This window comes from Verrucomicrobium spinosum DSM 4136 = JCM 18804, assembly GCF_000172155.1.
Taxonomy (GTDB): domain Bacteria; phylum Verrucomicrobiota; class Verrucomicrobiia; order Verrucomicrobiales; family Verrucomicrobiaceae; genus Verrucomicrobium; species Verrucomicrobium spinosum.
Genome location: NZ_ABIZ01000001.1, coordinates 2,402,135 through 2,417,021, shown reverse-complemented (window position 1 = coordinate 2,417,021; position 14,887 = coordinate 2,402,135). Strand labels below are relative to the sequence as shown.

12 protein-coding genes are annotated in these 14,887 nt (G+C 60.0%); 4 read left to right on the top strand and 8 right to left on the bottom strand.

Annotation, left to right across the window (positions count from 1 at the left end; translation table 11 throughout):
• Positions 1 to 165 precede the first annotated feature (165 nt).
• The 6 genes from VSP_RS09690 to VSP_RS09665 form a co-directional block, all read right to left on the bottom strand.
• A complete protein-coding gene (locus VSP_RS09690) occupies positions 166 to 1,449 on the bottom strand; it encodes an FAD-dependent oxidoreductase (protein ID WP_009960304.1) in 1,284 nt (427 codons plus the stop codon).
• A 144-nt stretch (positions 1,450 to 1,593) separates the two neighbouring features.
• On the bottom strand, positions 1,594 to 2,397 hold the full coding sequence (locus tag VSP_RS34750) for a glycosyltransferase family 2 protein (RefSeq protein WP_075089441.1): 804 nt from the start codon (positions 2,395 to 2,397) through the stop codon (positions 1,594 to 1,596).
• Between the two features lie 107 nt (positions 2,398 to 2,504).
• On the bottom strand, positions 2,505 to 3,476 hold the full coding sequence (locus tag VSP_RS34745) for a polysaccharide deacetylase family protein (RefSeq protein WP_009960302.1): 972 nt from the start codon (positions 3,474 to 3,476) through the stop codon (positions 2,505 to 2,507).
• Positions 3,477 to 3,519: 43 nt separating this feature from the next.
• On the bottom strand, positions 3,520 to 4,668 hold the full coding sequence (gene wecB / locus VSP_RS34740; RefSeq protein WP_044133488.1) for a non-hydrolyzing UDP-N-acetylglucosamine 2-epimerase: 1,149 nt from the start codon (positions 4,666 to 4,668) through the stop codon (positions 3,520 to 3,522).
• A 425-nt stretch (positions 4,669 to 5,093) separates the two neighbouring features.
• On the bottom strand, positions 5,094 to 6,401 hold the full coding sequence (locus VSP_RS09670) for a hypothetical protein (protein ID WP_009960299.1): 1,308 nt from the start codon (positions 6,399 to 6,401) through the stop codon (positions 5,094 to 5,096).
• A 38-nt stretch (positions 6,402 to 6,439) separates the two neighbouring features.
• Positions 6,440 to 7,738, bottom strand: a complete 1,299-nt coding sequence (locus VSP_RS09665) for a hypothetical protein (protein WP_009960298.1) — start codon at positions 7,736 to 7,738, stop codon at positions 6,440 to 6,442.
• A 152-nt stretch (positions 7,739 to 7,890) separates the two neighbouring features.
• Here VSP_RS09665 and VSP_RS09660 point away from each other — a divergent pair, with 152 nt between their 5' ends.
• The 3 genes from VSP_RS09660 to VSP_RS09650 all read left to right on the top strand — a co-directional run bounded on the left by VSP_RS09660 (position 7,891) and on the right by VSP_RS09650 (position 10,872).
• Positions 7,891 to 8,790 carry an alpha/beta hydrolase gene (locus VSP_RS09660; protein ID WP_009960296.1) on the top strand — a complete coding sequence of 300 codons (900 nt, stop codon included), beginning with the start codon at positions 7,891 to 7,893 and terminating at the stop codon, positions 8,788 to 8,790.
• 109 nt (positions 8,791 to 8,899) lie between these two features.
• Positions 8,900 to 9,223, top strand: a complete 324-nt coding sequence (locus VSP_RS09655) for a hypothetical protein (protein ID WP_009960295.1) — start codon at positions 8,900 to 8,902, stop codon at positions 9,221 to 9,223.
• A gap of 125 nt (positions 9,224 to 9,348) precedes the next feature.
• Positions 9,349 to 10,872 (top strand): sulfatase family protein, encoded by a 1,524-nt coding sequence (locus tag VSP_RS09650; RefSeq protein ID WP_044133487.1) that lies wholly within the window; start codon positions 9,349 to 9,351, stop codon positions 10,870 to 10,872.
• A 110-nt stretch (positions 10,873 to 10,982) separates the two neighbouring features.
• Here VSP_RS09650 and VSP_RS39185 read toward each other — a convergent pair whose 3' ends face one another.
• Positions 10,983 to 12,887 carry a serine hydrolase domain-containing protein gene (locus VSP_RS39185; protein WP_009960293.1) on the bottom strand — a complete coding sequence of 635 codons (1,905 nt, stop codon included), beginning with the start codon at positions 12,885 to 12,887 and terminating at the stop codon, positions 10,983 to 10,985.
• A gap of 131 nt (positions 12,888 to 13,018) precedes the next feature.
• On the opposite strand from VSP_RS39185, the gene VSP_RS42100 reads away from it, so the two are divergent.
• Entirely contained in the window at positions 13,019 to 13,252 is a 234-nt protein-coding gene (locus VSP_RS42100) for a hypothetical protein (protein WP_157210819.1), read from the top strand.
• Positions 13,253 to 13,562: 310 nt separating this feature from the next.
• Here the strand turns inward: VSP_RS42100 and VSP_RS09640 are convergent, their stop codons facing one another.
• Entirely contained in the window at positions 13,563 to 14,789 is a 1,227-nt protein-coding gene (locus tag VSP_RS09640; RefSeq protein ID WP_009960292.1) for an RsmB/NOP family class I SAM-dependent RNA methyltransferase, read from the bottom strand.
• Between the last annotated feature and the right edge of the window lie 98 nt (positions 14,790 to 14,887).

Below are 14,887 nucleotides of genomic sequence, written 5' to 3'. Positions count from 1 at the left end.
CCGGCGTTAGGCTTCGCCCTCAGCGGGATCACAGCCCCTACCAAGTCAGTGTAGTCCAATGGTCCCCAGGGGCTCAGTCGCCGAAGGGGATGCGCGGCCCATCGCCCGAGCATGTCCACGATACTTCTGGCGTCAACCCTACACGATCGACATTATTTCCATTCGCTAACAATCAACCAGCACGTGCTCAAGCGTCTTGTTCGCCTGCGCCACACTCCCGTTCCATGAGGTCACAATGGGATACACTTGAGCGGTGTTGGAGAGAAACACCCGGCCTGGCACCAACTCTTCTGGAGGACGACGGGCGCTGTATCCGGTGGTGTACACGGGCTCCACAAAGGGGGCGCGAAACACCTGACGGCGCTCCAGATCCTGATCACGCAGGTCCGGAAAGAGCTTCTTCAAAGCCACCCACCATTCGATCGAAAGCAGGTCTTCATCTTCGCGAAAACGAGGATCCTCCCGGTGCATATACTTCGTGAGGTACACCACATGGCGGGCTCCGCGCTCAACCTCTTCTGTGAGATTGGAGGTCTCAATCACACCATCAAAGGGATAGGTGGGCTCCGGGGTGGCCACCCAGTAGTGGGGGCTCAGGGGACGTCGCAGGAAGAGCAGACAATTCGTCACTCCCTGATAGTCAATATTCATGTCCAGCGGCGGCAGCGCCCGGCGGAGGTTCGCGCCCAGCGTGCGGTCAATCCCCTGCCACGGGGTGGTGATCACCACCTGGTCGTACACCGCTTCACCACGGGAGGTCACTACCAGCGGCCGGTCAGACCGGTCCAGATCCAGCATCACCATTCGCTCACGGAGACGCACCACCCCCCCCAGAGAAGTGATGCGTTTCCCGATTATTTCCGCGATCCTCCGGTAGCCTCCGCGAATATACCCCTTCACCTCCCCCATTTTGTCAGCCTTCTCGCGATTAAACCGCGACCAAAACCACAGCGCAGGCACTGCGTCATAGCGATCGCCAAACTTGGCCTGCAACATCGGCTTCCAGAAGACTTCAAAAGCTTTGCGGCCCGAGAGCTTGGTGAGCCATTCCGCGGCCGTGATGTCATCCAACCCCTCACTGGAGACGCGTCGCCCCTGCAACCCCGTCAGACCGACCCGGATGCGATCCGAAATCCCCAAAGGGGAGAATTTAAGCAGATCCAGTGCCTTGTTGAGGGGGAAAATTTTCGTCCCACTGGCATAACCAAAGGTGGTGGGCTTCCAGTACACCTCGTCGTGCAATCCAAGATCCGTAAGAAGGTCCAGCAGCGGCCAATCCGTTGGCAGCATGCAGTGGTAAAATTTTTCGAAGGTGCGCCCGTCGTAGTCGCAGGTGCCGCCAAGGCCACCAAGCTGCTCAGTCGCCTCAATCAGAGTGACTTGCCGCCCAGCCTCCGCCAGTCGCAGCGCACAGGTCAGCCCTGCGATGCCGCCTCCGATGACGGCCACAGTCCGGGACTGTACACCTTTGTTGTCGAGTTGTGGGCTTGAACTGTCAGCTGCCGACGCAGCTGTTGCATTCGCCACGGGTTCAGGGAAAGAAAATTGCGTCACAGTGTGCCTCGTTAGTAGTGGAGGCACTGAAGCACAAACTCAAACATCCGCCACCATCAACAATAAAGAACGTTGCCAGGCACCGGCGGGCACCTGCATCCAGAAGCGCCCGACAACAGAACCATACTGCCGGAGTGTCCGGATGATGCGCAGCTTGCTCACCCCCTGCTTCTCGTCATAGCGCAGGATGTAGGGGATCTCTTTAGCAGGCGTTCCTACCGTGCGCAGCTTCGCCAGTATCTCCACCATGCAGGCAAAGCCACTGACCTCCACCAGGCGGTCGCCGTATTTTTCCACAAGCGCCTTAATGGCTTCCGGGCTGTATGCTCGAAATCCTGTCGAATAATCCCGCACCCCCTTGTACGGCAGCACCAGCTTCATGGCCAGGAAGCAACCCCAGCTCAACATCCGCCGGTGCCACGGCACCCCCTGAACCAGGCTGCCAGGCCGGAATCGCGAGGCAATCACCACCCCCATCGACTCCCGCTCCAGCACTGCCACCATCTCCGAAATGTAGCAGGGGTCGTGAGAATTGTCCGCGTCCATGGTCACCACCACGCCACCCAGATCAGCCGCGACGGAGAGTCCCGTCTGCATGGCCCGCCCCAACCCTTGGTTTACCGTGTGCTGCACGAGCCGCACGGGCATGCGCCCGGCTGCCGCCTCCGCGATCTCTGCCGTGCGGTCCCTGGAGCCATCATCCACGACGATAATCTCATACTGCCGGCCCATTGCATTCAGCGACGCCTGCAATCGATCAAGCAAACGTGGCAGATCTTTCTCCTCATTGTAGGCAGGCAGGACTACCCGGATGGGAGCAGAAGATTGGAGCGAGGGATTCACCGTGTGGGAGTTAGGATTCAAGGTGTGCGAGAGAGATCAAATAACACAGATGCCCGAATGCGAAGGTGGACGAACGGAAAAAGGAAAGCGGTGCATAGCCCCAGGGATCAGACCCCCAAGCGGGCCCCCTCCGCGACAAAGAGCGGAAGCAGCGCCTCCGCGGGCACGTGGGCCTGAGCGTGATCCGCCACCGTCCCCGTCTGCCAGTAGCGCGTCAGGGATTGCAGTGTGAGATCCACCATGGCCATCTTTCTGTCGGCAGGCATCCGCATGGCGGGGAAGAAGCCCATCTCAGGGACATCGTTCGCATCCAGAAAATCCGTAGGGTGCAGGAGCAGGGAGGGCCCCACCCCGGCCACCCGGCAGAGCCCTACTGCCGTCTGCCAGTACAGTCGGGCCAAAGCCTCTGATCGCTGTGCAAGGAACAGCAAATAGCTCAAATGCATGGGCACCCTCACAAGCGGCATGGTCGTCACAGGCACTTCCATAAAGTCCGCCTGAATGGCATGGGGACCCAACTGGCGGAAAGCCCCTGCCACGCCGCCATAGAGACTGGAGCGCTTTTTCTTTTCCTCCGCAGGCAGCTTTGCGAAAAAGTAAAAGTACCACCTCGCCACCGGCCCTAGAAAGGTGGGCAGAGACGAGGCATCGTACTTGTAGCCACGGTGGAAAAGCACCTCCTTCATCAGCGCCGACATGCAAAAGCCCGGACTCCGGAAGCCACTCGGCATCTGCCCCGTCGCATCCAGGATGGCCGCTTCACTGCGCGCGAAGTCCCGGTGCAGTTCATGCCGGGAGAATCCGGACAGTGACACATCATGATCAAAGGAATGGTTGGCGATCTCATGTCCGGCGTCCGCGATGGAGCGGAGCGCCGACCAGTTCTCCGCCCGGGAGGCATCCCGCCCCACGATGAAAAACGTCGCCTTGATCCCCGCCCGTTCCAGCCTCTGCAAAATGCGCGGCGTGACCTGGTCCAGGTAAGAAGGAAACGTCTCCCACCCCGGCTCTCCCTGTGTCTTCAAGTAGCACCACAGGTTGTCCAGATCGATCGAGACGCTCGCAGGCTGCAAAGGCATGGCGCAGGCAGGTTGAGTTGAGGAAAGGGTTGGCAGAGACCGATCAGGCAGCGAGACGCAACTCCTGCACCGCGCCCACCATCCGCTGGTTCAAGATGTCCACAATGTGACGGGAACTGTGCCCATCGCCAAAGACGCTGTGGCAATGGCTGGCACGCACGAACCACTCCATGTCCGTCACTGCGGCCTCCAACATCTGGTGAAGATTCGCCGGACACTCGCCCGCCAGACGGGCAGCCCCGGCTTCGACCGCCTCCGGCCGCTCGGTATTGTTGCGCAGCACCAGCATGGGCTTGCCCAGCGCGGTGACTTCTTCCTGAATCCCGCCCGAGTCAGAAACAATGAGCCAGGCATGGGAAAGCAGGTGCACAAAATCCGCATAGCCCACCGGCTGGGTGAGCACGATGCCATCATGCCCGGCGAGCTCCGCCATTGCCGCCTCACGCACATTGGGGTTCGGGTGCACTGGAAAGACCACGCACACCTCCGGATGCGCCGTGGCAAAACGGCGGATCGCCCTCAGGTGCCCGCGCATGGTGCTGCCAAAATTCTCCCGGCGATGGGTGGTGACCAGCACCATCTTGCGCTGTCCCACCCGATTCAGGATGTCCAACAACTCGCCCTTGGGCCGGGAGGTCACCAGCGTCTGGCGAAGGGAGTCCACGACCGGATTGCCCGTGATGTAAATCTGTTCTGCAGGCACCCCTTCACGCAAGAGCGTGCGCGCATTGTTGTCCGTGGCGGCAAAGTGGAAACTCGCCATGCGGGAGATCATCTGGCGGTTCATCTCCTCTGGGAAAGGGTTCATGGGATTGCCTGAGCGCAGCCCCGCTTCCACGTGACCGATCGGAATACGATGGTTGAATGCCGCCATCGCCCCCATCAGCGCCGTGGCGGTATCTCCTTGGACCAGCACCACATCGGGACGCTCCTTCGTCAGCACCTCATCCACTCCCGCGAGAATGCGTGCGCCCAGGCGATTGAGGGACTGCCCGGGCTCCATCGTGGCCAAGTCATACTTGGGCCTCACCTGAAAGTGCCCCAGCAGAGGGGTCAGCAGATCAGAATGCTGCCCGGTGTTCACCACACAAGCCTCCATCCCCACGCGCTCCACTTCACGGACCACAGGACCCAGCTTAATAAGCTCCGGTCTCGTTCCAAATACGATAGCCACTTTTGCGAGCGTTCTCACAAGAGCAATATATGGCAATCATGAAACGCAAAATCAATAACTTTCGTAAAAAAGCTTTTAATTTATAGGGAATATTTGAAGGCCTTAAACAACAAAGCTTAACCCAATCACCTGCTCTCGACCGTTTACCACCTCATCGTGAGCATGATAGATCTACTCACAATCACATGAAATATCTATAAATTCAGCTTATCACTCTCCTTCTGATCATTGAACATCATGGTCTCTCGCCTGAAATGCCGCCCGAAACATTCGTGCACGCCGACAACACACACCCCAAAATAGATAATTACCATAATTTCACAGCTTTAGCGACGTCTTGCCCCACCCCCTCGTAGTGCCTGAGCATCCCCGGTGAATCACGCCCAGAGCCGCCCGCTATCGCCCGCCTGTCATGCTGTATCGCATACAGGGTCTTCGCGATCTCAGGGCTTCTGTCTTTCGTCTTCCAGTCTTTTGTCTCCGGCGAAGCCGGCCGGCCTGAGCCTCACCTCCACATTCCGCCACAGCACCGCGCTCACCACCACCCATTCAAGCGGCGTTACCACCATGGCATAACGGATCAACGCCGGCGGCAACGTGCTCCCCCCCAGATACACCAGTGCCACCAGCCCCAGCAGAGGGATCTCCGCAGGCAACGACCCGGGCCTCATCAGCCAGACCACACTGGCCGCCAGCAACAGAAGCAGGAGTGGGGCGTTAAACGCCACCATGACGCCGCGAGAGACCTCCTCTGTCATGAAGGCCCGCGGGAATCCGAAGGCCATGCGGCACACATTGCAGAGCCAGTTGTATGCGAGACGCTGAGGAGGCACCGTGCGCAGGTTTTCTTTGGCTTTCTCCGCAAAGGCAGCTTCGCGCTCCAATACGGGGAGCTTCATCACCCGCTCATAGAATGCCCGGTGATTAGGGGCCAGGTCTGGATGATTCAGCGCATCGTACTCACAGTACCAAAAGCCGTTTTCCCCGGGGTGCGAGCTCGTCACCCAGTACAGCAGCTCTCCACTATTGGTGGACCAGCACCATGTCTTGCCGGTCTTGGCCTTCGTATAGGCAAGATAGGGCAGGCACAGAGTCAGCCCCAGTCCCATGATCAGGGCGGTACGACCCACAGGGCGGCGCAGTTTCTTCACAAAGGGCAACGCCAGCAGAGTGAGGATCAACATGGCCGTGGTGACGTGGCCAAACATCACCCGGGTCATCACCATGGCCAGCAGTGCCACCGCTGCCAGCAGGCAATGCCAGAACACCCTCGTCTCCGCCCGCTGCGCCCGGCAGAACGTCCAGACAAAAGCCGCCACGCAGAACATCATGAATGCCTCGGACATGAGAAAGGGCCCCAACCTCATCAGACTGGGTTGCAACACGGTCCACAGAGACCCTGCCACCGCCCAGGGAGTGTTGGCATAGTGGCGGATGGTGGCAAACAACAACGTCCCGCACAACCCGATCCACACCGCATTCATGGCCCGCGCCCAGTAGAGGGGCAAGCCCGCCTTCACAAAGGGAGCCAGCACAAGAGGGTACCCGGGTCCATTCACAAAGTCCGGGTTGTCATCCGTCACCAAATAGCCCGCGCAGATCCGCTTGGCACAGGCCAGATAACGCTCCTCATCCAGGGTCAGAATGTCCGGATGGAAAGCCACCGCGCGGGCAACGTAAACGGCCAGACAGACGACCATGATGACCGCCGGCCAGATCCAATTGCTCGTTTTAGTGCGGGGGCTCGCCATGCGCCATTCTTGCGCAACAAACCAAAAGCGCAACGCGCCTACGACTTTGGCTCAGCCGTAGGAATCTGCCGCAGCCGATACCAGGCCGCCTCCACTGGGAAGAACTGGGAGTAGTAAAGGCGGTCATACTTGTAGTGTCCCAGCACGGCACGGATGGCATCACGATGGGCGGCGACCACCGCCGGGTCTGGGCACAGAGTCACCACCCAGGCGGCATAACACGGTTCGCGGACAAACGAATGCTCCTGATAGCGCTGCGGAGAGAGCTTGCCCAGTTCCTTCACCTGAAAAATCGCCACATCCACCGCATCCTGTTCAGAATGCTGAGGCCTCCACCACTGGTTCAGCACCCGCCAGTCATGGTGAAACTTCTGCGGCGCGTCCACTTTGAACTTCGCATGCATCTCCAGTCCCCCAGCAGCCAGGGCGGCGCTGGCCGCCAGTCCACGACCATAAGCCGCCTTCACTTCGGGATCCTGCTCCAGTTCCCACAGCCCGCGCAAGACCGTCACGCCACTGGCACCGGTCCAGCTTTGGCGGTGCTTTTCATTGTCAAAGTGCATGCCGGCCTCGCAGATCTGCAGACGAGTCCGCGCGGGGTTGCCACCACTCTCCCTCAGCAGCTTCTGGTACAGCGCGCCCCATTTCTCCTTGCCAGTGAGGTGATGCATCACCTTGCAGAGGAACAGCAGACGGGGTGCCCCCTCCCAAGTGAAGGGTGAATAGTCACCACGGAAAGGTGACGGCGCAGGAGGATTGCACGGCATGCGCCAGCCGGTTGCCTCCAGAGCCGTTGCCACTTCCTCCATCTTCGCCACGATCTGCCGGCGCTCTGCCGTCTCCGGGATACCGCTATCCACGTACCGCCACAAGCCGTAGAACCAGGGCGAAGTCTGATCATTGGACCCCATGGGATAGGGCGTCTTGCCATCCGTCGCCACCCCTCTGCCGATGAAACCCGGGACCTTGCTGACGGAGGCCAGCAGCAGCAGCCCCTGGGAGACCTTTTGCGCCTTCACCCGGTCTTCCTCCGCTTTGGTCTGCTGCCAGCGGAGGCATGCCGCCTCCATGTAGGAGCCATTGAACATCGCGCCGTTCTCGATCGGTGTCCACCAGGCCAGCGCATTGGGCTTGCCCTCCCGACACTCCTCTGGCGTCGGCCGGTCGTACTTCCCGTCCAGTTCCGTGGAGTCCAGCAGCAGGTGGTACGGATCCATGAAACGACGCCAGATCTCGCCGTGTGCTTTTTCCACGTTCACAGCCACCGGATCAGTCGCATCGGCCGCGTGAACGGCGGCACCCAGAAACACCCCCGCCCCGAGAAGAGGGATCACCATTGAGGAAAGATGAAAAATCGACATTCCAACCCCTACGACACGAGACGTGCGCAACTCGCAGCCCATTCGCCCCCCCTTGCTTTTCACACGCATCACTGAAAACTGAAAACTTGAACCTGAAAACTTCCCTCCTCCCACCGTACCCTCCCCGCATGAGCATCATCCCTCACCGACTTCTCCCCCTCGCCCTGGCCACGGCCATCGCCGCAGGCTTCTCCACTGCTGCCATGGCAGCGGATCGTCCCACCCTTAAGCTCTGGCCCCAAGGGGCACCTGAGAAAGAGGGCTTCAAGATGGATGCGGAAAAGGAAATCCCGCCGAAGAATGAAAGCGACGTCAAACGCGTGACCAACGTCACGGAGCCCACCATCACGGTCTATAGCCCGGAAAAACCCAACGGCACCGCAGTCATCGTCTGCCCCGGCGGCGGTTACGGCATCCTCGCCATCGAGCACGAGGGCTCTCAGGTGTGTGAATGGCTCAACACCCTGGGCGTCACCGGCATCCTGCTCAAGTACCGCGTCCCCAAGCGCAGCGAGACCGACCCCAGCAAGGAACCCATTCAGGACGCTCAGCGCGCCATGGGCCTCGTCAAGAAACACGCCGCAGAGTGGGGCATCAAGCCTGACAAGATCGGCATCCTCGGCTTTTCCGCCGGCGGCCATCTCTGCGTCATGTCCACCCTGCACCCCAACGAGCGCACCTACGCACAGGATCCGGAGCTCGACATCGCTGATGCCACCCCGGCGTTTTCCATCCCGGTCTATCCCGCCTACCTCACGGAGAAAGGAAACGACTTCCAGCTCAAGCCCGAGATCAAAGTCGGCCCGCAAGCCCCGCCCATCTGCCTCGTCCATGCCCATGATGACCGCATCACCCCGGCAGGCAGCGCCCTCGTCTATCTGGAGTACAAAAAGGCCAATCTCAGCGCCGAGCTCCACATCTTCAGCAAAGGCGGCCACGGCTACGGCATGAAAAAATCTGGCAATCCCGTGAACGACTGGCCGCAGCGGGTAGGTGAATGGCTCAAAGCCAACGGCTGGGCGAATTGATCTGATCCCGCCCAAACGGTTGGCCTGATTGACGGGTCATCCACAGAGTTGACTCGTGACAGGGGGTGATCTGGCATGGTATCCTTCCCAGATCACCCCTTTTCGTATCATGAAAGCGGCCCTGATCGATGCGATGGTAGTGGCTGTAGCGATGGTGCCCCTCATTCCCGCTGCCGAACCTCCGCGCCCCTCTCCGCTCCTTCCCACCATTGGAGAGGGTCGGGGCAGTGAATTTCGCGTCATCGCCCCGCCCCTGCCCGCAGGCACCCATCACGCAGTCACCGCCCAAGGGGCAAGGCTGTCAGGCATCATCGCATCCTCCGGTCACCCCTCATTCAGCAAAATGCCAACCATCCCGGCAGGGCCTCGCCCCCCTCATGCTGTACCGGGAATTCGCATAGAGAACCCGGGACTGCGGTTTGAACGGCGGTAGCCTTTCAGCCTGCTGCACCGGGATCGTCCCAGTCTGCCTGGGGTGATCATCGAAGGGTATCACTCCAAGCATCACGAAAGCGTGGCTGGAGTGAAATACCCAGACTCTCCTTCCGTTAATCGCCCATGCCTTCACGCCCTCTCATATCGTCCTGCCTGAAACTGGCTTCCATGTTTGCCATGCTGCTTCTGGCAACGCCTTCATCCGCTGCCGAGAAGAACATCGTCTTCTTCATCGCCGACGATATGAGCCCGGAGCTGGGCTGCTATGGGAACAAGGCCATCAAGACGCCCAACATCGACGCACTTGCGGCAGACGGCACGATCTTCACCAATGCCTATGCCACCACGGCCAGTTGCAGCGCCAGCCGCTCCGTGGTGATGACGGGTCTGCACAACCATGCCAACGGCCAGTATGGCCACCAGCACGACACCGGCCACTTCTCCTGCTACCCCAATGTCGTCTCCCTGGCCCTGCCGCAGGTCATGAAAGCTGCCGGCTACCGCACAGGCATCTTTGGCAAGCACCACGTCGCCCCCACTGAGATCTTCACCTATGACGTGATGGTGGCGGAGAAGGGGCGCAATACCCGCGAACTGATGGAGAACGCCCGCGAGTTCATCACAGCCAAGAACGACAAACCCTTCATCGCCTACATCGCCAGCGCCGACCCACATCGTGGAGGCCCCGAGCTGGACATCGAAGGAAGACCCAATGCCTTTGGCAACAAGCCCAACCGCGGCAGCATCCCGGGGATCACCGAAGTGTTTTATGATCCCAAAGACGTGATCGTTCCGCACTTCCTGCCTGACACCATCGAGAGCCGCGCTGAACTCACCCAGTACTACCAAAGCGTCTCCCGGGTGGATTTCGGCATCGGCCACCTGGTGAAGCTCCTCAAAGAGGCGGGATTGTATGACAAGACGTTGATCATCATTACGTCTGACCACGGCATGGCTTTCCCCGGGGGCAAAACCACCGTCTACGAGCCTGGCCTGAAGGTTCCTCTCATTGTCCGGAATCCCTACGTGCAACGGCGCGGGATCAAGAACGACGCACTCGTCAGCCATACCGATCTCACCCCAACCATGCTCGACTTCGCCGGTGGCCTGGACCGGGAGAAAAACGCCCCCATCAAGCCTGTTGATGCCGACGCCTTCTGGAAGGAACGCGGCATCTCCAAGTACGAGAACCGCGGCAGGCGCTACTCCTCCTACCACGGCAGGTCCTGGCTCAACATCCTGGAGCAGGAGAATGACCCCACCCGCACAGAGATCTTTGCCTCCCACACCTTCCATGAGGTGCAGATGTACTACCCCATGCGAGTGGTACGGGACCAGAAGTACAAGCTCATCTGGAACATCGCCCACCCCCTGCCCTTCCCCTTTTCCACCGATCTCTGGGCCGCCTCCACCTGGCAGGCCCAGCTCAAGAAAGGCGAAAACGCCCCCTACGGTCAGAAGACCGTGGGACAGTACATCCATCGCCCAGCGTTCGAACTGTATGACATGCAGTACGACGCGGACGAAACCAAGAACCTCGCCACCGACCCCGCCTTCGCCGAGACGCTCGAAGAATACAAAGCCCGCCTGAAAAAGTTTCAGGAAACCATGGGCGACCCCTGGGCGCAAAAATGGGAATATGAGTGAGGCCCGCTTCGCGGGAGACACCAGACTTCAAGACTCAAGACAAAAGACCTGAGCTGACGCCTTCGAATACACCCTTCTTCACAAAGGATGCTGTCAGGTCTGCTTACCACTTACCTTTCACCACTTACCGAAACCTTCCGTCCTGGCACCATCCCACCGCCTTGCTGGATGATCAGCCCCGTAGCCGGCCCATCCTTCGCACCATCAGGGCGAAGGAACATCACTTGGACGCGCACGGCTTTGCACATAAACCGCCCATCGTCACCCTTCACCGGGTAGTAGGAAAATTCCTGCTGCCCTTTGACCCGTCCTCTCAATTCGCCGCTCTTGTTGTCCACCCGGAAGTGAATCTGGCCGAACGGCAACTCATAATGGCCAGCCACCGCGTCCAGTGCTTCACGGGAGAGCTTGCCGGTCTCGGGTTCGTCAAAGCGCTCGCCTTCCAAAGTTGAGCCACGTTGAAGAAGCTTCACGTAATTCACCATGCCCTTTTCATCACGCCGGAAGGTGAACGTCGCATCCACGCCATCATTGCGGAATTCATCTTCTCCGTGGTAACGCACGGCTCCCCACGATTGGGCGGCGAGCTTGCTTTCCAGCCGGCCATCTTTCACGCGAAACCTCAACACCCCCAGGCCACCGAAATCAAACGGGGCCGCATAGTCGGCGAGACGCACCCCCTCCGGCACAGGCAGTTCGCGGAAACAGGGCTGCCCACCCATCTCCCGCCAGAGGTGCTGCCGGGCCACCACCGCGGCAAGGGCAGAGGCAGTCTGGCCATCGATGGATTCCAGCGTGTTGGACAACACCACCACCGTGAAATTCTGAGCTGGATACCTGACCAGGATCGAAGAAAAGCCAGGCAACCCACCCGTGTGCCAGATCTTGGGCAGCCCCCGCTCCTCGTCCGCCACCCACCCATAACCGTACTTTGCCGCCAGTCCGGTCATTTCCGCACTGACCTCAGCATGGGGTGCCGCGGGACGATGCGCCATACTTAGAGACTCAGGCGACAGAACTTTTCCGTTAAAGACGGCCTCATTCCATCGGTAGAGATCTCCTACCGTAGAGTAGAACTCCCCTGCACCGCCCGCTTGAGACATGTGCCAGTCCAAAGCCCGTCGCCAGCCACCCTTTCCGTCCTCGCCTCTGGCATACCCCAGAGCCTCCCCTTGCAGGGCCAGTTCGGGCCGGTGCACACCAGTGGAGAACATGTGCGCAGAGCGAAACACCCGCCGCTCCAGCAGGTCATCGTACTTTTCCCCCGATGCTCGCTTCACGATTTCAGCCAACAGGAAATAACTCGAATTGCAGTAGGCATAGCGTGTGCCCGGCTCCGACTCCAGGCTCATATCGCGAAAGGTGGCGATGACCTGCCCCGGGGTCCGCGGGCCGGTGACCTGTTCAGAAAAAGCGGGAAACGAAGTGAAGTTGCGGATGCCGGACCGATGCGACAAGAGATGGGCCAGAGTGATCTTGTCCCCATCCAAATAGCCGGAAAAATACTTGGTCAGAGGATCCGAGAGCCTGAGCAGTCCGTCTTCCAGACAAAGCAAGACCGCCGCGGCCGTGAATTGCTTGGTCACCGACCCAATGCGAAAAACGGTGTCCGGAGTGATGGGCACGCCTTTTTCCAGGTCCGCCAATCCGTAGCCCTTGGCGTAGAGCACCTTTCCATCTCGCGCTGCCAGCAGCGCAAATCCGGGACCGTTCTTCTTCACTGCAGGCGAGAGAACCCGATCCACAATTTCCTGGGGATCGGGGAAAGGGCGCTGCACATCCGCTCCTGCCTTCGCCAGCAAGTCCAGAGCCTCCTTCCTGCCATGGTAGGACGCGATTTGCCAGGCGGTCACGCCCAAGCTATCCTCCGGTTCATCGGCCGCGTGGCCTTCCGTGAGCAACCGTTCCAACTGGGTGAGATCCCCGATCCGTGCGGCCTCGTGAATCTCCTTCGCCGCCACCGGAAGCGCAGTCATGGCCATGCAGAAGAAGGCGGTTGCATCGACGAACTTCATGGCAGCATGCTAATCGAAGGCGATTCAGCTTGTCACGCCCGGATCCCGAGGGATTTCGCGCCCCATTGCGCTCAGTCTCCCTGCCTCACCACACCCCATGCTCCGCTGGCGCATCCCCCTCACCTCCTTGTTTGAGCGATCAGTATTATCGCATTCCTGAAGCGGCCCGATACCACGCCTGTGGACTTTGCGGTGGGAATTCGCCTCTCCTGCCCTCGGCAAACACAGGCCAGGTGGTGGTGCCACAGCGGGAGTTGCGAATTGCGGGCTCAAACACCGCCAGACATCGTGAAACCACCATCCGCCTCTACATCCATGGCAAACGCTGGCTGGAGGAACCGCTAATCGTGGAAACAACTCCGTGACACAGATTGTGACGGTCACTGCACCGGGCTCATAGTCGAGCTGGAGCCTCACCCGACTCGCGCCAGATGCCGATTGCCAATCGGCGGCACAGCAGACTGCCAGTCTGCGCTACTTCTGAGATCTTCGCGCCTTTGTGCCTTTGTGCCTTTGTGTGAGAATAAAGTCAGCGCCCTCCGCGAGCGATCTACCGGCAAGATGCCGGTCCCACTCACAGCCCGGACGGCTGTGCACCTCAACCAGCAACGCGCCCAACCGGCCGCGAAGCGGCCCCTAAACCAGCGTAGCGCCTCAACCGCCGCGAAGCGGCCCTCAACTCTTCCGCACCAATCTCGCGGCATAAAACCCATCATACCCTTCGCGATCCGGCCGGAGGCTCAGCTCCTCCTCCAGCTTCCATTCATCACCATGGGAGGCGAGGAAGGTCTGCACCTGCCGGTCATTCTCGCTGGGGAAAAGACTGCACGTCGCATACACCAGTTTCCCGCCGGGCTTCACCATGCGGGAGTGGCTTACCAGGATCTCCTGCTGGAGTTTCTCCAGTCGGTCGAGTTCCTCCTCGCTCAGCTTCCACTTCGCATCGGGGTTGCGACGGATCACCCCCAGGCCACTGCACGGCACATCCAGCAACACGCGATCCGCTTTGTCGGCGAGACGCTTGATGGACTTGGAATCTTCAATGAGCCGCGGCTCCACATTGCTCACGCCATTGCGGCGGGCGCGACGGCGCATTTCGTCCAGCTTCCACTGGTGCACATCCATGGCCACCAAGGAACCCTTGTTCTGCATGAGCGCGGCCAGGTGCAGCGTCTTGCCTCCAGCCCCGGCACAGGCATCCACCACCCGTTGACCCGGTGCCACCTCTAGAAATGGCGCGATTTTTTGGGAAGCGGCGTCCTGCACCTCAAACAGGCCGTCCTTGAACGCCTGGGTGGTGAACACGTTCTTGCGCACGCTCAATCGCAGCGCATCGGGCAGCCCTTTCACCCGATGGGATTCCACCCCCTCGCCTTCGAGCCGGGCTTGCAGCTCCACCGGGGTAATTCGCAGCGTATTGGCACGGAGAAAGACGTCGGCGGGCTCATTGAGCGCTTTCATCAGCTCCGGCCACTCTCTGCCAAACTCCTTGGAGCCGCGCTCCTGGAGCCAGTCAGGGATCGAAAGGCGGATCGCAGGCAGAACGTCCGCGTCATACCTGGACTTGACGGTGGCATTCCATGAGCCTCGACATTCGGCAAAGGGTGGTGCCTCACCATGCTGCACCATCCAGTAAGCGGCCCACACCCGCCAAACCTTGCCGTCGTTGAGCAGTTCCACCTTGTTGTACTCTGAATCCGGCAACCCGGCAAGGTACCAGTACCAGCGCCACCAGCGCACCAGCTCGTAGGACGTCTCCGCAAAGAAGCGTCGATCCCGCGCACCCCACTTCGGATACGCCTTCATCATCCGCTCGATGGCCTTGTCCGCATGCACCCCCCGCGCAAAGATTTCCGCCAGGGTGGCGATGATTTGTTCGATGAGGTGACGATGGAGTTTCACAGGACTGGAACCGCGACCAGACGTGGCCACGAACCGCCTACCAAAGCGCAATTTTCCCCTGCGCGCCACTTTCTTCTTGTCCCAGCCGACCTCCGCCG

What these genes read in the sequence shown, in the direction of transcription:
- VSP_RS34745 (WP_009960302.1), bottom strand. Translation starts at nt 3,476, where the DNA reads ATGCCTTTGCAGCCTGCGAGCGTCTCGATCGATCTGGACAACCTGTGG.
- VSP_RS09670 (WP_009960299.1), bottom strand. Translation starts at nt 6,401, where the DNA reads ATGGCGAGCCCCCGCACTAAAACGAGCAATTGGATCTGGCCGGCGGTC.
- VSP_RS09665 (WP_009960298.1), bottom strand. Translation starts at nt 7,738, where the DNA reads ATGGTGATCCCTCTTCTCGGGGCGGGGGTGTTTCTGGGTGCCGCCGTT.
- VSP_RS09660 (WP_009960296.1), top strand. Translation starts at nt 7,891, where the DNA reads ATGAGCATCATCCCTCACCGACTTCTCCCCCTCGCCCTGGCCACGGCC.
- VSP_RS09655 (WP_009960295.1), top strand. Translation starts at nt 8,900, where the DNA reads ATGAAAGCGGCCCTGATCGATGCGATGGTAGTGGCTGTAGCGATGGTG.
- VSP_RS09650 (WP_044133487.1), top strand. Translation starts at nt 9,349, where the DNA reads ATGCCTTCACGCCCTCTCATATCGTCCTGCCTGAAACTGGCTTCCATG.
- VSP_RS39185 (WP_009960293.1), bottom strand. Translation starts at nt 12,887, where the DNA reads ATGAAGTTCGTCGATGCAACCGCCTTCTTCTGCATGGCCATGACTGCG.